Origin of the sequence: Pseudomonas sp. B28(2017), from assembly GCF_002113025.1 — a bacterium.
Classification (GTDB): domain Bacteria; phylum Pseudomonadota; class Gammaproteobacteria; order Pseudomonadales; family Pseudomonadaceae; genus Aquipseudomonas.
This window is the reverse complement of the sequence record NZ_NEJH01000001.1, coordinates 554,826-572,685: the sequence shown is the minus strand read 5'-3', so window position 1 is coordinate 572,685 and position 17,860 is coordinate 554,826. Positions and strand designations below refer to the sequence as shown.

The following is a 17,860-nucleotide window of genomic DNA, read 5'->3' as shown; positions in this document are numbered from 1 at the left end:
TAAACTCTCCTCCCTCTTTCGCCGCCTTCATTTTTCACGCGGCCATTTCCTAATTTGTAGCGGAGTCCGCCTTGCGCTTGTTTCACACCTCCGACTGGCACCTCGGGCAGAACCTGCACGGCCAGGATCGCGATTTCGAACACGGCTGTTTTCTCGACTGGCTGCTGCGTCAATTGAAGCTCGATCAGCCGGATGTGCTGTTGATCGCCGGCGATATCTTCGACACGGTCAATCCGCCAGTCAAAGCCCAGGAACGCCTCTACGACTTCATTGTCAGCGCCCACGAGCAGCAGCCATTGCTGACCATCGTGATGATTGCCGGCAACCACGACTCCGGCTCACGGATCGAATTGCCCGCGCCGTTGATGCGCCGCCTGCGCACGCATGCGCTCGGTCGTGTGCTGTGGCTGGATGACGGGCAACTGGATGCCGAGCGCTTGCTGTTGCCACTGCCGGACGCCAAGGGCAAAACCGTCGCCTGGTGCCTGGCATTGCCCTTCCTGCGCCCCGCCGAAGTTACCGGCGCGCATCTGGGCGACAACTACCTGCGTGGCATTGGCCAGGTCCATGAATGGCTGATCGAGGCGGCGAACGCAAAGCGCAAGAAAGGCCAGGCGCTGATCGCCATCAGCCACGCGCACATGGCGGGCGGTTCGGTGTCGGAAGACTCCGAGCGCAGCCTGATCATCGGCAATGCCGAAGCCCTGCCCGCCAGCCTGTTCGGGCCGAGCATCAGCTACGTTGCCCTCGGTCACTTGCACAAACCGCAGAAGGTCAACGGCGAAGAACGCATCCGCTACAGTGGCTCGCCGATTCCGCTGTCGTTTTCCGAGATCAGCTATCAGCACCAGATTCTCGACATCAGGCTCGATGGCGAAACCCTGGTCAGCGTCGAGCCGAAACTGATCCCTCGCGCGGTCAACCTGCAACGCATCGGCCCGGCGCCATTGAGCGAGGTTCTGCTGCAACTGGCGGATCTGCCGAACATCGATCTGTTGGCCGACATCCAGCGCCAGCCGTGGCTGGAGGTTCGGGTGCGCCTTGATGAACCGCAGCCCGACCTGCGCAATCAAGTGGAAACCGCCCTGCAGGGCAAGGCCGTGCGCCTGGTGCGCATCGCCGCGGAATACGCCGGCAACGGCAGCCGGGACGGCGTCGAGGATGGCAACACACTGATCGAGCTGGACCAGCTCACGCCTCAGGAACTGTTCAGCCGCGCCTGGCAGGACAACTACGGCAGCGAGGTCGACGAGCAGACCCTCAAGGACTTTGCCGAGCTGTTGCAGGACGTGCAGATGGAGAGCGAACAGCCATGAAAATCCTCGCGATCCGTCTGAAGAACCTCGCCTCACTGGCCGGGCCGTTTGAAATCGACTTTACCGCCGACCCTCTGGCCAGTGCCGGACTGTTCGCCATCACCGGCCCCACCGGTGCTGGAAAAAGCACCCTGCTCGATGCACTGTGTCTGGCGCTGTTTGGCAGCGTACCACGCCTGAACAACACCGGCCGCGACGCCAAGGTGCCGGACGCCGACGGCGAAATCGGCACGGGTGACCCGCGGACCCTGCTGCGTCGCGGCACGGGTGAAGGTTATGCGGAAGTGGATTTCGTCGGTGTCGACGGCCGTCGTTACCGCGCCCGCTGGGAAGCCAATCGCGCACGGGACAGGGCCGCCGGCAAGCTGCAGGCCAGCCGCCAGAGCTTGCGTGACATCGATCAGGATCAATTGCTCGCCAGCCAGAAAGGCGAATACAAGACTCAGCTCGAAGCCGCCCTGGGGCTGAACTTCGAGCAGTTCACCCGCGCCGTGCTGCTGGCGCAAAGCGAGTTCAGCGCATTCCTCAAGGCCGACGACAACGACCGCAGCGAGCTGCTGGAGAAACTCACTGACACCGCGCTCTACACGCGTCTCGGTCGTCGGGCCTTCGACAAGACCAAGGAGGCGCGCGAAGCCCATAAGCTGTTGCAGGACCAGGCCACCGGGGTCACGCCCCTGTCGGCGGAAGCCCGAGCCGAGCTCGATGAGCGTTTCAATGAAGCTCAGCAACAACTTAAAACCCGCCAGGCGCAGCTCAAACAGTTGGAGTTGCAACACACCTGGCTCAAGGACTTGCAGCAGTTGCAGGACGCGCAACAGAGCGCCACCGAACAACTGCAATCCGCCCAACAACACTGGGACAGCCTGACCGGCGAGCGCTTGAAGCTGACTCGTCTGGAGCAACTGGCCCCGCAACGGCACCAGTTTGCGCGCAAGACCGAACTGACCGCCCAGCTCACACCGCTGGCGGCAGACATTCAACAGCATATCCAACAGCAAACCGAACTTAACGCGCGTCAGGCTCAGCTCGAACACAGCCTGAGCGCGGCAAAAATGGCACTGGCCGCGGCACAGAGCCAACACAGCCACAGCGCACCACTGTTGCGTCAGGCCTTCGAAGAACAAAGCACCCTCGCCCATCTGGTCAAGGATGCCAGCCTCAGCGCCGACCTCAAGCAGCAGGCAGAACTGGCCTGCACTCAGGGGCAAAGCACAATCCAGGGTTTGCTCGACCAGCAGAAGCAGGTCGCCGAACGCTTGCAACGGATTGCCAGTGAACTTGAACAGAGCACTCATCTGGCACCGCTGAGCGATGCCTGGAACGCCTACCGTGATCGTCTGCAACAACTGATGCTGATCGGTAATCGCTTGAACAAGGGCCAGGTTGAGCTGGCCACCCTGGAGCAAAACGCCGCTCGCACCACCGAGGAACTGACCACACAGCGTCATGACCTTGAGGTGCTGTACAAAGAGGCCGGCGCCGAGCCCGAAGCGGTGGCCGAGCAGATCGGTATTCTGGGCAGCCTGCTACAGGACAACCGCAAGCAACTGCGGGCCATTGAAGAGCTGGCGCGGCTTTGGGCCAGCCAGCAAGATCTGGACAAGCTCGACACCGAGTTACAGCAGCGCCAGCTCGCGGCGCAGCAAGAGCGTGATCGTCTGACCCAGGACGGTGTGAAGACCAAGGCCGAACTGACCGTCGCCGAACAGACCCTGACCGTCACCTGCCAATTGCTGGAACGTCAGCGTCTGGCGCGCAGTGCCAGCGTCGAAGAACTGCGTGCGCAGTTGCAGGACGATCAGCCGTGCCCGGTTTGTGGCAGCCCGGACCACCCTTATCACCAGCCCGAAGCCTTGCTGCAAAGCCTCGGCCGGCACGATGAAAGCGAACAGGCCAATGCCCAGAAAGCCGTGGACCTGCTCAAGGAAAAACTCACCGATCTGCGCACTGAAGTCGGCGGCTTGATTGCCCAGCAAAAAGAATTGCTGCGACAGCAAGAACAGCTCGCGACTCAACAACAAAGCCTGGCGCCGAGCCTTGAAGCGCACCCGCTGTCCGCTCAACTGTTGGTCCAGGATGCGGACAAGCGCGATACCTGGCTGGCACAACAAAGCAGCCAGTTGAACCAGAGCATTGCACAGGACGAACAACGGCAAACCGCCCTGCTCACCCTGCAACAGGATGCTGCGCGCCTGACGCAGCAACTGCGCAGCGCCGAAACAGCGAACCAACAAGCGACACAACACCTGCTCGACCAACAACGGGAGTTGAGCAGCGATCGCCAACGCCTGGACGAAGAGCTGAGCGCGTTCAGCACCCTGTTACCAGCCGAGACGCTGGAAGCGCTGCGCAACGAACCCGCCGCGACCTTCATGCAGCTCGACCGGCAGATCGCCCAGCGCCTGCAGCAACTCGAGCAGCAGCGCGATGAACTCGGTGAACAGCAACAACGCCAGCAGGCGCTGGACAAAGAACAGTACCAACAGCAAACCCGCGCCCAACAACTGGACGCTGCGCAGCAGCAATTCACCGCGCTGGCAGGGCAGCAACAGGCTTGCCAGGAAAAGCTGACGCAACTGCTGGGCGAACACGCCAGCGCCGAACAATGGCAACAGCAACTGGATCAAGCTGTCGAGCAGGCACGCAATGCCGAAGCAACCGCCAATCAGGAACTGCAAAGCGTGCGCACGGAGCTGGTGCAACTGGCCGCCGAACTCAAGGCGCAACAGGGACGCGCGCAAGCCCTGGAAAGCGAAGACCGCGAGCTGAGCGCCAGGATTGCTGCCTGGCGCGCGCAGCATCCAGAACTGGACGACGGCGGACTGCAAGACCTGTTGAGCGTCAGCGACCAACAGCTCAGCGAACTGCGTCAACAATTGCAGCAGAGCGAAAAAGCCATTGAGCAGACCAGGGTGCTTTTGCAGGAACGGGATCAGCGCTTGCTCGATCATCAAGCGCAACACAACGGCAACCTTGACGCCGGACAACTGGCCACCGCACTGCTCGACCAGCAAAACCTGGCGGCCAGCAGCGAGCAACACTGCGCCGAACTGCGCGCCGAACAGGCCGAGGACCAGCGCCGGCAGCACGCCAATCAGGCCCTGACGCAGCAAATCGCCGACGCCTACAACGAATATCAACGCTGGGCACGCTTGAATGCGTTGATCGGTTCCGCCACCGGCGACACCTTCCGCAAGATCGCCCAGGCCTACAACCTCGACCTGCTGGTGCACCACGCCAACGTGCAATTGCGGCAACTGGTGCGCCGCTATCGCCTCAAGCGCGGCGGCAGCATGCTCGGGTTGCTGGTGATGGATACCGAAATGGGCGACGAACTGCGTTCGGTGCATTCGCTGTCCGGTGGCGAGACTTTCCTGGTATCGCTGGCGCTGGCCCTCGGTCTGGCGTCGATGGCGTCGAGCACGCTGAAAATCGAATCGCTGTTCATCGACGAAGGCTTCGGCAGCCTCGATCCGGAATCCCTGCAACTGGCCATGGACGCCCTCGACGGCTTGCAAGCCCAGGGCCGCAAGGTCGCGGTGATTTCCCACGTACAGGAAATGCATGAACGGATTCCGGTGCAGATTCAGGTCCGCCGCCAGGGCAACGGCCTGAGCACCCTGGAGGTGAAATGAACACGCTGTATTCCTTCCGCCGCTGCCCGTACGCCATGCGCGCACGCATGGCCCTGCGTTATTCGGGAGTGGCCGTGGACATCGTCGAGGTCAGCCTGAAGGCCAAGCCCACCGAGATGCTCGCGCTGTCGGGCAAAGGCACGGTACCGGTACTGAGCGCCGATGGCAGGGTGATCGACGAAAGCCTCGACATCATGCGCTGGGCGCTGGCGCAGAACGATCCGCAGGACTGGTTGCTCAAGGATGATCCTGACGCGGCGGCACACATCGCCCCTCTGATCGAACAGAACGATCAGGTGTTCAAGGGGCACCTGAATCGCTACAAGTACGCCGAGCGTTATCCCGAGCAGCCGATGGAGGTTTATCGCAGCGAGGGTGAGGTGTTCTTGCGCAGGCTGGATCAGTTGCTGGAAGAACGTGACTATTTGCTGGCGGACCATCCAAGTCTGGCGGATGTGGCGTTGATGCCATTCGTACGGCAGTTTGCGCATGTGGATCGCGAGTGGTTCGCGCAGACGCCTTACCTGCGCTTGCAGGCATGGCTACAGCGGCTTTTGGCGTCGGACCTGTTCACATCAATCATGAAGAAATAACCCCCCTGTAGGAGCCAGCTTACTGGCGATGGTGCGTCAGTTGACGCTGTGGTGCCTGATACGCTATCGCCAGCAAGCTGGCGCCTACAAAAGGTTAGCGGTGTGTCGAAGATTCAGGCCAGCACCCCACACATGCCGATGGCCGAGCAATCGACCTGGAACGGGCCGAAAACCACACCTTCACTCCTGATCGGCGGATTGCCGGCCAGCATGCCTTGGGCATTGGCGTTTTCGATGTTGCGAGCAATGTTGTGGTTGGCTTCGATAGCCCGAGCCACCGAGCCCGCCGAGCCCTGCCCGATCCCCAACAGGGAGGATCCGTTGGTCATGAACGCCAGGAAGGCGATGACCCAAAGTCTGTGCCCTTTCATGCGCCGACGACTCCTGCGAGTTCAACCTGATCAGCGCTCGCATTTTGCGCACGGTGTTCAAACTGGATGCCGGGATGAGCGACCTGGATCGGTGCTTCGAAATTGGATTGCGACTGGGCTGAAAGGCTGACCACCAGCACCATGGCAAGGTAAAGACCGATCGCCACATAGGCGCCGTGTTTGGCAGAAGTGAGAATTGCGCTGGCCATGATGTTCTCCGCAGGTATGTTTCAATGCCCACAGAATCGATCAAAAAAGCCTGGGTAACCACTCAGGGTTATCCATAGTGACCATCAGCCTCATTGATCATTAAGCCAGACTATTTCAGTCTTCAATAAAACTCATCAAGCGTTCGCGGCCAGCATCCGGCTCACCCGAAACGGGGTCGGCTGCCGACAAAATGGGGGTGGAATAGAGAAACAGAAGCACCAATGCCAGACGCGTCACCATGCTGCCGATCCTTGCCGTGAGGGGGAGTCAAAAAATCAGCGTCAATTTAAACTCATGGCGATGTGATATCAAGCGCGACATTAATAGCAATTTGATGCTGTCGCAAATGCGTTATGCAGGAGCGACATCACCCTGATCGTTTTCGACACTCGGGTTTTCCACACAAGGGTCTTCGATCATCAGTGACTTCGCTCCTGCATAAAGGCAGGGGTGAACGTTCAGGCTTGGGTTTTGTGGTCCAGCGCGGCGTAGAAGTTGGCACTCTGTTGCAGGTACTTCTGGGTGTAGCTCTGGGTGTGGGCTTTTTTGTCGCTGATTTCAACGTTGGCACTGGCTGGCAGCGCAACGGTGGCAGAAATGGCGGATGCGGCGATGACAGAGAAGATGTTGAAGTTCATGGCGGTATTCCTCGGATTCAGTTGGCTTGCTTGCCCGGTGGGGCCGTGAAGCAAACTTAACCCTCGAGGGTTCATGCCTTGAAATGCTTTGTAGCATTACCAGATATCAGCGTCATTGATAAAAGCAGGCAGGCCCCATTAACCGGGGCCTGCGGCTTATTGACGCAGCAAAAATCCGAGGTCGCTCGGCGCGTCCATCGGCAGTTTTTGCAGGGTCTTGCCCAGCAAACCGGTTTTGGCGTCGCGTTCGACGACGACAATCTGGTTGCTCTTCTGGTTGGCGATCAACAGGAATCTGCCGCTAGGATCGAGGCTGAATTCCCGCGGATGATCGCCCTCCACCGCCCGGCGTTGCAGCTCGTTGAGGTGGCCGGTGGCCGGATCGATGGCAAACACCAGCAGCTGATTGGCCGTGCCACGGTTGCTGACGTAGAGGTATTTGCCGTCGGCCGAGGCATGCAATGCCGCCGCAGCCTTGTCTGAGACCGGTTGCCCGGCGGCCAGATCGACCATCTGCGTCTGCTCGAGTCGGCCGTCGTGGTAGTCGAACACTGCCACCTGGGCGCTCATTTCCATGGTCAGCCAGGCGTGTTTGCCATCGGCGCTGAACAGCAGATGACGGGGTCCGCTACCAGGCGGCAGCTGCACGAATGCCGGGGTTGCCGGGGTCAATGGCAGTTCCGGGTTGGCCTTGGGGTCGAAGCGGTAGGCAAACACCCTGTCGGCGCCCAGGTCGTTGGAGAACACGTATCTGCCGTCCGGCGACGGGATCGTCGAATGCACATGCGCCGAAGCCTGGCGCTCGGGATTGACCCGGCTTGCCGGGTGGCTGCTCATCTGCACCACCGGTTTGAGCTTGCCATCGGCCGCCACCGGCAATACCGCGAGGGTGCCGCCCGGGTCTTCGGCCACCGAGTAATTGCTGACAAACAGATGGCTGCCATCGGCGCTGAGACTGGAATGGGTCGGCTCGTTGCCAAGGCTTTGTACCTGACTGATCAGGCTCAGCGCATGGGTCTTGGGATCAATCGAGTAACTGCTGACGCGCCCTACCGGATCGGCCTGGCCCGGGCCGTTTTCATTGACCACGAACAGGCGTCGCTGGTCCTTCGACAGGGTCAGCCACGACGGGTTCTCGCTTTTGATCACTTGCAGGGGCCTGGCATCGATCTGCCCGGTGCGGCTGTCGAAAGCCAGGCGGTAGATGCCCTGGCTCTGACCGGCGGTGTAGGAGCCCACGAGCAGCTGATAGTCGTCGGCGGACGCAGCCCGCCCCCCCATCGCACCGATACTGCCGGCCATCAACAGCGGCCAGAGTTTATTCATCCTCAGGTTCATCGTCATCGTTGTCACCGCTGACGACGTCGCCCAGGCAGACCAGCCGGTGTTCGCCAGAATCATTGGTGATCAACCAGCTTTGCAGTGAGGTGTCGTATGTCGCAGCCTGAACCTGCGCCGGGGTGAACTCCCAGTGCTTGGCCGCGCGGCCGTCCATGCATTCGATATGCAGGTTGTCATCGACATCGAGGGCGAATTCGAAGGCATGCAGCCCATCGATTTCCACCATTCCACAGTGTTCGAGGGCATTGAGCAGGGTGTCGGTTGCGGCAGTCATGGCAGTCAATCTTTGGATGGGAAAACCGCAATGATAGCTCATGCACCACGTCCTCTGTGGGAGCGAGCTTGCTCGCGATGGCGGACTGCCAGTCAACATCTGCATTGACTGGACTGCCGCTATCGCGAGCAAGCCCGCTCCCACAGGGATTTGTGTGTAGCCGTTAGAGCACGTCACGCGATGGCTGGCCATCCACCAGCCGCTGGATACGCAGCGGATTGCCGTTCTTCAGCGCATCCGGCAGCAGATTGTCGGGGTAGTTCTGGAAGCATACCGGCCGCAGGAAACGATCGATGGCCAGTGTGCCCACCGACGTACCACGCGCATCGGACGTTGCCGGGTAAGGCCCGCCGTGGACCATCGAATCACAGACCTCCACGCCAGTCGGATAGCCATTGAGCAGGATTCGCCCGACCTTCTGTTCCAGCATCGCCGTCAGCCCGGTGAACTCTTCGAAGTCCGTCGGCTCGCCAATGAGGGTCGCGGTCAATTGGCCGTGCAAGCCGTTCAAGGCCGCCATCAGTTGCGCATGATCGGCCACTTCAACCACCACCGTGGTCGGACCGAACACTTCCTCCTGCAGCACTTCATCGCCGTCGATCAGCAGACTGACATCGGCCTTGAACAACTGCGGCTGCGCCTGGTTGCCCTGCTGCGGATGACCGGCCAGGTGCTTGATGCCGGGATGCGCGAGCAGTTTTTGCACGCCTTGGCCATAGCTGCTCAAGGTTCCGGCGTTGAGCATGGTTTGCGCCGGCTGATCCCCCATCAACCCGGCCACTTGCTGCACAAATGCGCTGAACGACGCAGAGCGAATGCCAATCACCAAACCGGGATTGGTGCAGAACTGCCCGCAGCCCTGGACCACCGACGCCGTGAGGTCCCGAGCGATCGTGTCCGCCCGCGCCTGCAACGCCTCGGGCAACACGATCACCGGGTTGATGCTCGACATCTCGGCGAACACCGGAATCGGTTGCGCACGTGCCGCGGCCATGTCGCACAAGGCTCGACCGCCCTTGAGCGAACCGGTGAAACCCACGGCCTGAATCGCCGGGTGCTTGACCAGTGCTTCGCCGACACCCGCGCCGTAGATCATGTTGAACACGCCCGCCGGCATGCCGGTTTTCCCGGCAGCGCGAATGATTGCGTCGGCCACCTGCTCGGCCGTGGCCATGTGACCGCTGTGGGCCTTGAACACCACCGGGCACCCGGCTGCCAGCGCCGATGCGGTATCGCCGCCGGCGGTGGAGAACGCCAATGGAAAGTTGCTGGCACCGAACACAGCCACCGGCCCGAGGCCGATACGGTATTGACGCAGGTCTGGACGCGGCAACGGTTGACGCGCAGGTAATGCCCGGTCGATCCGTGCGCCATAGAAATCACCGCGACGCAAGACTTTGGCAAACAGGCGCATCTGGCCGCTGGTACGTCCTCGTTCGCCTTGAATCCGGCCTGTGGGCAACGCCGTTTCGCGGCAGACCACAGCGACAAAATCATCACTGAGGGCATCCAGCTCATCGGCAATGGCATCGAGAAACTGCGCCCGCCGTTCGGCGCTCAGGCTGCGATAGGCAGGATACGCGAGCGCCGCCGCAGTGGCCGCGGCATCGACTTCCTGCGGTGTCGCCTGATAAAAATCATCGGGCAAAGCCTCGCCCGTTGTCGCATCGACACTCTGCAACTTGACGCCGCCGGCAGCGCTGCGCTGGCCGCCGATGTAGTTGTGACCAAGAATCCGGGTCATGGGTAAATCCTCACAATGTGCCGACGGTGCCGGGTTCGAAAGCCGCTGAGACCGGTGCGATGCCGTTGATCAATGGCGCGCCGAATTCAGCCTGGGTGATTTCGAACACGTCACCCGGTTGCGTGCGGATGCCCTCGGCAAAGGACAAGGTCGCGGTGCCGAAGAAGTGAATGTGCACATCCCCCGGGCGCAGGAACTGGCTGTACTTGAAATGATGGAATTCCAGGTTGGCGAGGCTGTGACACATGTTCGCCTCGCCACTGAGAAACTCGTTCTGCCACAGCACTTCGCCGTCGCGCAGGATGCGGCTGGTGCCCGCCAGATGCTGCGGCAGTTCGCCGACTCGCAATTCCGGGCCATAGCTGCAACTGCGCAGTTTCGAATGAGCCAGATACAGGTAACTCTTGCGTTCCATGACGTGATCGGAAAATTCGTTACCCACGGCAAAGCCCAGGCGATACGGTTTGCCGTCATGTCCGATCACGTACAGGCCACTGATCTCGGGCTCTTCACCGGCGTCTTCGGCGAACGGCGGCAGCGCAAAGGGTTGGCCCGGCCTGACGACAATGCTCCCGTCGCCCTTGTAGAACCATTCCGGTTGCACACCGGCTTCACCCGCTGCCGGTTTGCCGCCCTCCACGCCCCATTTGAAGATGCGCATGGTGTCGGTCATCGCCGCTTCGTCGCCACTTTGCTGATGCATCTTGTCCCGGGCCGACGCGCTGCCCAGATGGGTCAGGCCTGTGCCGCTGATCAGCATGTGCGCCGGGTCCGGATGATCCAGCGGCGGTAGGATGCGCCGTTTCGTCAGCAGCTCGGCATAGTCATGGCTGATGCCCAGCCCCAGACCTTGCACCTGTTGCTCAAGGCTGGCGCCCGCCTCGATCGCCGCCAATGCCAGATCGCGAACCGTGCGTGCGTCCTGCACTTCACGGACCAGGCCCGCCTCGACAACGCCGACACGGCGCTCGCCGTTACTCAATTCGAACTGAACCAAACGCATGAATTTTCTCCTACTCCTTCAAAAACACCGCAGATCCTTGTAGGAGTGAGCCTGCTCGCTCCTACATTGGATTAGCGTGCACTTGCTGCAAATTGATCGGCTGGCAGGACGTGTTTGCGTTCCAGCAGGCGATAGACGACGCCGGTCAACACCAGCCCGAACACCATCACGCCAGACAGGAAGTACAGGCCCGAAGCCAGGTTGCCGGTGTACTCCTTGAGTGCGCCGATCACGAATGGGCCAAGGTAGCCACCGAGGTTGCCCACCGAGTTGATCAAGGCGATCCCCGCCGCCGCACTGGCGCCGGCAAAGAAGCGGCCCGGCAAGGTCCAGAACACCGCCGTGCAGGAGAACAGTGCGAATGCCACCAGGCACAACGCTGCCAGTTGCAGCACGGGCACCGACAGCCAGGCGCTGAGGAACAGGCCAATCGCACCCAGCACGTAAAGCACGGCGAGATGGCCGTAGCGGTCGTTCAAGCGGTCGGAACTGCGTGGAATGATCAGCAGGCCGATGATCCCGAAGATGTACGGCACCGCGGAAACGAAACCGGTCACCAGATCGCTGCCACCGAACTGTTTGATCAAGGTCGGCAGCCACAAACCCAGGCCATAGATGCTCAGGGTCACCGGCAGGTAGAACAGCGCCAACAGCAGGACGCGTTTGTCCTTGAGGGCGTGCAACGGATTGCCATGGCGGGTCTGGCCGTACGCGTCCAGATCCTTTTTCAGCTCGCCACTCAGCCAGTCCTTTTCCGCCTGGTCCATCCACTTCACTTGTTGCGGGCTGTCCGGCAGGTAACGCAGCACCGGCCAGGTCAACAGGATCGCCGGGGTGCCAATGACGATGAATAGCCACTGCCAGCCGTGCAGCCCCAATACACCGTCCATGCCCAGCAAGCCACCGGATACCGGGCCGGTGATCATCATCGCAATGGGTTGCGACAGGATGAACAGGCCGAGGATCTTGCCGCGATGGCGCACCGGGAACCATTGGGTGATGTAGTAGAGAACGCCAGGGAAGAACCCGGCCTCGGCGGCGCCGAGCAAAAAGCGCATCACATAGAAGCTGCTCGGCCCCTGAACAAACGCCATGCCAATGGTGATGGCGCCCCAGGTGACCATGATTCGCGCAAACCAGCGCCGGGCACCGAAGCGATCGAGCATCAGGTTGCTGGGGATTTCCAGCAGGAAGTATCCAATGAAGAACAACCCTGCACCCAGGCCGTAAGCCGCGTCACCCAGGCCGATGTCGGCGCCCATGCGCAGCTTGGCGAACCCCACGGCGGAGCGGTCCACATAGGCGATCAGGTACAGCAGGATCAGGAAGGGAATCAGTTTCAGCGTGATGCGGCGGATAAGCCGCAGTTCCTGGCTCATGAGATCGGTCTCCGATTGTTGTTGTTATGGAACCTCGGGGGACGCCTCTCTCGAATAGTTCGCCAGGGCCATCCCTCCGTTTGATCTGACTATATAGTATTACTATTTACCAGACAACACTTCCAAACAACGCAATTTGAGCTTATGTTAAGCAGCATCTCGAATAATATAGTCATACAATAAGAGAATCGATCATGTCTGATAACAAACCCACCCTGCGCTCCGCCCAATGGTTTGGCACGGCCGACAAGAACGGCTTCATGTACCGCAGCTGGATGAAGAATCAGGGCATCGCCGACCACCAGTTCCATGGCAAGCCGATCATCGGCATCTGCAACACCTGGTCGGAGCTGACCCCGTGCAACGCACACTTCCGCCAGATTGCCGAACACGTCAAACGCGGAGTGATCGAGGCCGGCGGTTTTCCGGTGGAGTTTCCGGTGTTCTCCAACGGCGAATCGAACCTGCGCCCGACCGCCATGCTCACCCGCAACCTGGCGAGCATGGACGTGGAAGAAGCCATTCGCGGCAACCCGATTGACGGCGTCGTGCTGCTGACCGGTTGCGACAAGACCACCCCGGCACTACTGATGGGCGCCGCCAGTTGCGACGTACCGGCCATCGTGGTCACCGGCGGGCCGATGCTCAACGGCAAGCACAAGGGCAAGGACATCGGCTCCGGCACGGTGGTCTGGCAGCTCAGCGAACAGGTCAAGGCCGGCACCATCAGCATCGATGACTTCCTCGCGGCAGAGGGTGGCATGTCCCGCTCGGCCGGCACCTGCAACACCATGGGCACCGCCTCGACAATGGCCTGCATGGCCGAAGCGCTGGGCACTTCCCTGCCCCACAACGCGGCGATCCCGGCGGTGGATGCGCGCCGTTATGTGTTGGCGCACATGTCCGGTATGCGTGCCGTGGAGATGGTGCGTGAAGACTTGAAGCTGTCGAAGATCCTCACCAGGGAAGCCTTCGAAAATGCCATTCGGGTTAACGCTGCGATTGGCGGCTCGACCAACGCAGTGATCCACCTGAAAGCCATCGCCGGGCGCATCGGGGTTGAACTGGACCTGGACGACTGGACCCGTATTGGCCGCGGCATGCCGACCATCGTCGACCTGCAACCTTCCGGGCGCTTCCTGATGGAAGAGTTCTACTACGCCGGTGGCTTGCCGGCGGTGCTGCGCCGTCTCGGCGAGGCCAATCTGATCCCGAACCCGAACGCGCTGACGGTCAATGGCAAGTCCATTGGCGAGAACACCAGGGACGCGCCGATCTATGGCGAGGACGAAGTGATCCGCACCCTCGACAACCCGATCCGTGCCGATGGCGGCATCTGTGTACTGCGCGGCAACCTTGCACCGTTGGGCGCCGTGCTGAAGCCGTCCGCCGCCACGCCCGAATTGATGCAGCATCGCGGCCGCGCGGTGGTGTTCGAGAACTTCGACATGTACAAGGCACGAATCAATGACCTGGAACTGGACGTCGACGCCCACTCGATTCTGGTGATGAAAAATTGCGGGCCGAAGGGTTATCCAGGCATGGCCGAAGTGGGCAATATGGGCTTGCCGGCCAAGCTGCTGGCCCAGGGCGTGACCGACATGGTGCGAATTTCCGATGCACGCATGAGCGGCACGGCATACGGCACCGTTGTCCTGCACGTCGCCCCCGAAGCCGCGGCCGGCGGACCGCTGGCCGCGGTGAAGGAAGGTGACTGGATTGAACTCGATTGCGCCAGCGGCCGCTTGCACCTGGATATTCCGGACGCCGAACTGGCCGCGCGCATGGCCGATCTGCAACCGCCACAGCAGTTGCTGGTGGGCGGCTATCGCCAGCTATACATCGACCACGTGCTGCAAGCGGACCAGGGTTGCGACTTCGACTTCCTGGTCGGCTGCCGCGGGGCTGAAGTGCCGCGTCACTCCCACTAACCCCGCCGCCCCCCCTGCAGGAGCGAGCTTGCTCGTGATGGACCCGAGACCGCCGCGGGGTTTCAGGTTCCCCAAGTTATCGTTGACGTCCATCGCGAACGAGCTCGCTCCTACAGTCGACTCGTCGCGCCTGCTATCATGCGCGACACCTATTCGCACAGGACCGCGCCGTTCCCCATGGATTACCGCAAACCCTCCGACCGCAAAAGCATGCACTCGCGCATCGTCCAGGAACTGGGGATGCAGATCGTCTCGGGACGTTTCCTGCCGGACGACAAACTGCCTGCCGAAGCGCTGTTGTGCGAAGAATACGCGGTCAGCCGACCGGTGTTGCGTGAAGCCACCCGGGTACTGGTTGCCAAGGGCCTGGTGTATTCCCGCCCGCGAGTCGGCACCGTGGTCAAGCCGCGCAAGGACTGGCATATGCTCGACCCGGACGTGCTGCACTGGTTGATGCAGAGCAGTCCGCAGAATCAGTTTTTCGACCTGCTGACCAGTGTACGCAGCATCATCGAACCGGCCGCTGCCGCCCTCGCCGCGCAATTCGCCACGGAAGCGGACATTGCCTCCATCGGTGAAGCCTACCAGCGCATGGAAGCCGCACCGACGCCGGAGGCGCTGTTGCAGCCTGACCTGGACTTCCACAGCCGTATCGCCGATGCAACGCACAACGACTTGCTGGCCAACCTGTGCAACATGCTCTCGGTGGCCATCGCCGAAGCCTTGAAGCACTCGAACCAACGGCCGAACCTGCATGAACTGGCGCTGCCCCGGCACAAGGCGATCCTGACCGCCATCGAAAACCGTGACGCCCTCGGCGCGCGGCATGCGACGCTGGTGCAACTCGATGATGCGCGCAACGCGTTGAATGTGGTGCTCGGCACCGATCCTGCCTGACCAACACAAAACCTTGTGGGCGCGGGCAAGCCCGCTCCCACAGGTTTTGGAGTAAGCCCTTCGGACATAAAAAAGCCGCAACCTGAGTTGCGGCTTTTTTGTTTCAGCGATCAATCAATGGGCAAACAGCGAATTGCCCTTCTGTCCTGCCAGCTTCTCCGGCTTGATCAGGAAGCGCGCCAGTGCCGGCAACAGCCACAGCGCACCGAACATGTTCCACAACAACATGAAGGTCAGCATCAGCCCCATGTCGGCCTGGAACTTGATGGCCGAGAAGATCCAGGTGCACACGCCGATGGCCAGGCACAGACCGGTGAACAGCACGGCCTTACCGGTGGACTTCAGCGTCTGGTAGTACGCCTCTTGCAGCGGCAGGCCGGCACGCAGGAAGCTTTCCAGGCGGCTGTAGATGTAGATGCCGTAGTCCACGCCGATACCCACACCGAGCGCCACGACCGGCAGGGTCGCCACTTTCACGCCGATACCCATGAAGGCCATCAGGGCGTTGCCGAGTACCGAGGTCAGCACCAGCGGCAGCACGATGCACAGGGTTGCCGCCCAGGAACGGAAGGTGATCATGCACATGACCGCAACACAGATGTACACCAGAATCAGGATGGTCAGCTCGGACTTCTTGATCACCTCGTTGGTGGCCGCCTCGATACCGGCGTTACCGGCCGCGAGGATGAATTCAAGGCCTTCCTTGTTGTTTTCCCTGGCGAACTCCTGCACCGCATGCACCGCACGGTCCAGGGTTTCGGCCTTGTGGTCGTTGAGGAACACCAGCACCGGCGCCAGGGAACAGCTGTTGTTGTACAGACCGTCAGCGCGGGCAATGGAGTTGTTCAGCACATCAGGGTTACGCGACAGGGTTTCCCATTTCAGGTTGCCCTCGTTCATACCCTTGATCATCTGCTTGGACACGGTCACCAACGAGATCGCCGACTGCACGCCCTCGGTGTTCTGCATCTTCCACATCAACTCGTCGATCGGCGCCATGGCTTCGTAGCGCGAGCAACCTTCGGCCTTGGTCTTGACCATCACCACCAACACATCGGAACTGGTGGAGTAGTTGTTGATGATGAAGTTGTTGTCCTTGTTGTAGCGCGAGTCCGGACGCAGCTCCGGAGCACCCTGGTCGAGGTCGCCGATTTTCAGGTTCTGGCTGTACCAGAGGCCGCCACCAAAGGCGATCAGCGCCAGCAGGATGGAAACCGGTGCGACTTTGGCACTGGCGAAATTCGCCAGCAGGCGCCAGAACGGATGTTCGCGGGTTGCGTCTTTCTTGCTGCGGGCCACGGCACGCTTGCTGATGCCGACATAGGAAATCGCCACCGGCAGCAGGATCAGATTGGTGAACACGATCACCGCCACACCGATGGACGCGCCAATCGCCAGTTCACGGATCACGCCAATATCGATGATCAGCAGCGTGATGAAACCCACCGCATCGGCGAGGATCGCGATCATCCCCGGCAGGAACAATTGACGGAACGTCCGGCGCGCCGCCGTCAGGGCGTTGTCGGCTTCACTCGATTGCAGGGCGATGCCGTTGATCTTCTGTACGCCGTGGGAAATACCGATGGCGAAGATCAGGAACGGCACCAGCATCGAATAGGGGTCGAGCCCGAAACCGAAGAAGTGCATCAACCCGAGTTGCCAGACCACCGCCACCAGCGTCGTACTCAACACGGCGACGGTACTGCGCAGGCAGTTGGTGAACCACAGCAGGAGGATCAGGGTGATGACGAAGGCGACACCGAAGAACATCACCACCATCACCAGGCCATCGATCAGGTCGCCAACTTTCTTGGCGAAACCGACGATGTGGATCTTCACGTTCGGGTTCTGCGCTTCGAACTTGGTGCGGATCTTGTCTTCAAGCTCGTGGGAGAACTTGCGATAGTCCAGCGCCAGCAGCTTGCCCTGGTCTTGTGGGTCCGGGTAGGACTCCAGCAACGGGATATCGACGATGCTCGACTTGAAGTCGTTGGCCACCAGACGCCCGATCTGCCCGGACTTGAGCACGTTGTTGCGCAGCAGGTCGAGGCTGGTCTGGGAACCGTTGTAGCTCTGCGGAATCACTTCACCGCCGGCGAAGCCCTCTTCCGTCACTTCGGTCCAGCGAACGCTCGGGCTCCACAGCGACTTGAGGCCGGAACGATCGACACCGGAAATGTAGAACACTTCGTCGTTGACCTGACGCAGGGTCTCCATGTACTCCTTGGAGAAAATGTCGCCGTCGGTGGCTTCCACCGAAATCCGCACGGTATTGCCCAGGTTCGTCAGGTCATTGCGGTGCTCCATCATCTTCTGGATGAAGGGATGCTCCAGCGGGATCATTTTTTCGAAACTGGTGGACGGACGAATCAGCGTGGCCTGCCAGAACAGGAAGATGCTGACCAGCAGGCAGATGGTGATCACTGCCGGGCGGTTGTTGAAGATCAGGCGCTCGAGGAACGTCGCCTTGTCCTGATGATGAGTACTCAAGGAAGTCATAGCTTCGCCTTCTTGTTATTAACCCG

The 17,860-nt window shown here is 60.8% G+C and carries 15 protein-coding genes; 5 read left to right on the top strand and 10 right to left on the bottom strand.

All coding sequences use genetic code 11. From position 1 onward, the window contains the following. The first annotated feature begins 71 nt into the window (after positions 1-71). Genes CAF65_RS02710 through CAF65_RS02700 form a run of 3 tightly spaced genes read left to right on the top strand, consistent with a single transcriptional unit; the run spans position 72 to position 5,547 of the window. Positions 72-1,316: an exonuclease SbcCD subunit D C-terminal domain-containing protein gene (locus CAF65_RS02710; protein ID WP_085714895.1), complete on the top strand. Its 1,245-nt coding sequence runs from the start codon at positions 72-74 to the stop codon at positions 1,314-1,316. Continuing rightward, positions 1,313-4,954 (top strand): AAA family ATPase, encoded by a 3,642-nt coding sequence (locus tag CAF65_RS02705; protein ID WP_085714894.1) that lies wholly within the window; start codon positions 1,313-1,315, stop codon positions 4,952-4,954. Before CAF65_RS02710 ends, CAF65_RS02705 begins: the two co-directional genes overlap by 4 nt. Continuing rightward, on the top strand, positions 4,951-5,547 hold the full coding sequence (locus CAF65_RS02700; protein ID WP_085714893.1) for a glutathione S-transferase: 597 nt from the start codon (positions 4,951-4,953) through the stop codon (positions 5,545-5,547). Before CAF65_RS02705 ends, CAF65_RS02700 begins: the two co-directional genes overlap by 4 nt. A 113-nt stretch (positions 5,548-5,660) precedes the next feature. Here the strand turns inward: CAF65_RS02700 and CAF65_RS02695 are convergent, their stop codons facing one another. The 9 genes from CAF65_RS02695 to CAF65_RS02660 form a co-directional block, all read right to left on the bottom strand. Next, positions 5,661-5,918, bottom strand: coding sequence for a hypothetical protein (locus tag CAF65_RS02695; protein WP_085714892.1), 258 nt, complete (start codon positions 5,916-5,918; stop codon positions 5,661-5,663). Beyond that, positions 5,915-6,127: a hypothetical protein gene (locus CAF65_RS02690; protein ID WP_085714891.1), complete on the bottom strand. Its 213-nt coding sequence runs from the start codon at positions 6,125-6,127 to the stop codon at positions 5,915-5,917. Before CAF65_RS02690 ends, CAF65_RS02695 begins: the two co-directional genes overlap by 4 nt. Positions 6,128-6,242: 115 nt before the next feature. Beyond that, complete coding sequence (locus CAF65_RS28635; protein ID WP_256578588.1) at positions 6,243-6,368, bottom strand: hypothetical protein; 126 nt, start codon at positions 6,366-6,368, stop codon at positions 6,243-6,245. Between the two features lie 218 nt (positions 6,369-6,586). Further along, entirely contained in the window at positions 6,587-6,766 is a 180-nt protein-coding gene (locus CAF65_RS02685; RefSeq protein ID WP_007979950.1) for a hypothetical protein, read from the bottom strand. 156 nt (positions 6,767-6,922) lie between these two features. Next, on the bottom strand, positions 6,923-8,092 hold the full coding sequence (locus CAF65_RS02680) for a lactonase family protein (protein WP_085714890.1): 1,170 nt from the start codon (positions 8,090-8,092) through the stop codon (positions 6,923-6,925). Continuing rightward, on the bottom strand, positions 8,085-8,423 hold the full coding sequence (locus CAF65_RS02675; RefSeq protein WP_085714889.1) for a DUF5629 family protein: 339 nt from the start codon (positions 8,421-8,423) through the stop codon (positions 8,085-8,087). Before CAF65_RS02675 ends, CAF65_RS02680 begins: the two co-directional genes overlap by 8 nt. 121 nt (positions 8,424-8,544) lie before the next feature. Then, complete coding sequence (locus CAF65_RS02670; protein WP_085714888.1) at positions 8,545-10,125, bottom strand: aldehyde dehydrogenase (NADP(+)); 1,581 nt, start codon at positions 10,123-10,125, stop codon at positions 8,545-8,547. Positions 10,126-10,135: 10 nt separating this feature from the next. Continuing rightward, positions 10,136-11,128 carry an AraD1 family protein gene (gene araD1, locus CAF65_RS02665; protein ID WP_085714887.1) on the bottom strand — a complete coding sequence of 331 codons (993 nt, stop codon included), beginning with the start codon at positions 11,126-11,128 and terminating at the stop codon, positions 10,136-10,138. A gap of 71 nt (positions 11,129-11,199) precedes the next feature. Continuing rightward, complete coding sequence (locus CAF65_RS02660; protein ID WP_085714886.1) at positions 11,200-12,507, bottom strand: MFS transporter; 1,308 nt, start codon at positions 12,505-12,507, stop codon at positions 11,200-11,202. 194 nt (positions 12,508-12,701) lie between these two features. Here CAF65_RS02660 and CAF65_RS02655 point away from each other — a divergent pair, with 194 nt between their 5' ends. After that, complete coding sequence (locus CAF65_RS02655; RefSeq protein WP_085714885.1) at positions 12,702-14,438, top strand: IlvD/Edd family dehydratase; 1,737 nt, start codon at positions 12,702-12,704, stop codon at positions 14,436-14,438. Positions 14,439-14,615: 177 nt separating this feature from the next. Beyond that, on the top strand, positions 14,616-15,335 hold the full coding sequence (locus tag CAF65_RS02650) for a FadR/GntR family transcriptional regulator (protein WP_158090058.1): 720 nt from the start codon (positions 14,616-14,618) through the stop codon (positions 15,333-15,335). Positions 15,336-15,449: 114 nt separating this feature from the next. Here CAF65_RS02650 and CAF65_RS02645 read toward each other — a convergent pair whose 3' ends face one another. Continuing rightward, complete coding sequence (locus CAF65_RS02645) at positions 15,450-17,834, bottom strand: RND family transporter (RefSeq protein ID WP_085714883.1); 2,385 nt, start codon at positions 17,832-17,834, stop codon at positions 15,450-15,452. Positions 17,835-17,860 lie beyond the last annotated feature (26 nt).

What these genes read in the sequence shown, in the direction of transcription:
- CAF65_RS02705 (WP_085714894.1), top strand. Translation starts at nt 1,313, where the DNA reads ATGAAAATCCTCGCGATCCGTCTGAAGAACCTCGCCTCACTGGCCGGG.
- CAF65_RS02700 (WP_085714893.1), top strand. Translation starts at nt 4,951, where the DNA reads ATGAACACGCTGTATTCCTTCCGCCGCTGCCCGTACGCCATGCGCGCA.
- CAF65_RS02645 (WP_085714883.1), bottom strand. Translation starts at nt 17,834, where the DNA reads ATGACTTCCTTGAGTACTCATCATCAGGACAAGGCGACGTTCCTCGAG.
- CAF65_RS02650 (WP_158090058.1), top strand. Translation starts at nt 14,616, where the DNA reads ATGGATTACCGCAAACCCTCCGACCGCAAAAGCATGCACTCGCGCATC.
- CAF65_RS28635 (WP_256578588.1), bottom strand. Translation starts at nt 6,368, where the DNA reads ATGGTGACGCGTCTGGCATTGGTGCTTCTGTTTCTCTATTCCACCCCC.
- CAF65_RS02675 (WP_085714889.1), bottom strand. Translation starts at nt 8,423, where the DNA reads ATGAGCTATCATTGCGGTTTTCCCATCCAAAGATTGACTGCCATGACT.
- CAF65_RS02695 (WP_085714892.1), bottom strand. Translation starts at nt 5,918, where the DNA reads ATGAAAGGGCACAGACTTTGGGTCATCGCCTTCCTGGCGTTCATGACC.
- CAF65_RS02655 (WP_085714885.1), top strand. Translation starts at nt 12,702, where the DNA reads ATGTCTGATAACAAACCCACCCTGCGCTCCGCCCAATGGTTTGGCACG.
- CAF65_RS02670 (WP_085714888.1), bottom strand. Translation starts at nt 10,125, where the DNA reads ATGACCCGGATTCTTGGTCACAACTACATCGGCGGCCAGCGCAGCGCT.
- CAF65_RS02685 (WP_007979950.1), bottom strand. Translation starts at nt 6,766, where the DNA reads ATGAACTTCAACATCTTCTCTGTCATCGCCGCATCCGCCATTTCTGCC.
- CAF65_RS02660 (WP_085714886.1), bottom strand. Translation starts at nt 12,507, where the DNA reads ATGAGCCAGGAACTGCGGCTTATCCGCCGCATCACGCTGAAACTGATT.
- araD1 (WP_085714887.1), bottom strand. Translation starts at nt 11,128, where the DNA reads ATGCGTTTGGTTCAGTTCGAATTGAGTAACGGCGAGCGCCGTGTCGGC.
- CAF65_RS02680 (WP_085714890.1), bottom strand. Translation starts at nt 8,092, where the DNA reads ATGAATAAACTCTGGCCGCTGTTGATGGCCGGCAGTATCGGTGCGATG.
- CAF65_RS02690 (WP_085714891.1), bottom strand. Translation starts at nt 6,127, where the DNA reads ATGGCCAGCGCAATTCTCACTTCTGCCAAACACGGCGCCTATGTGGCG.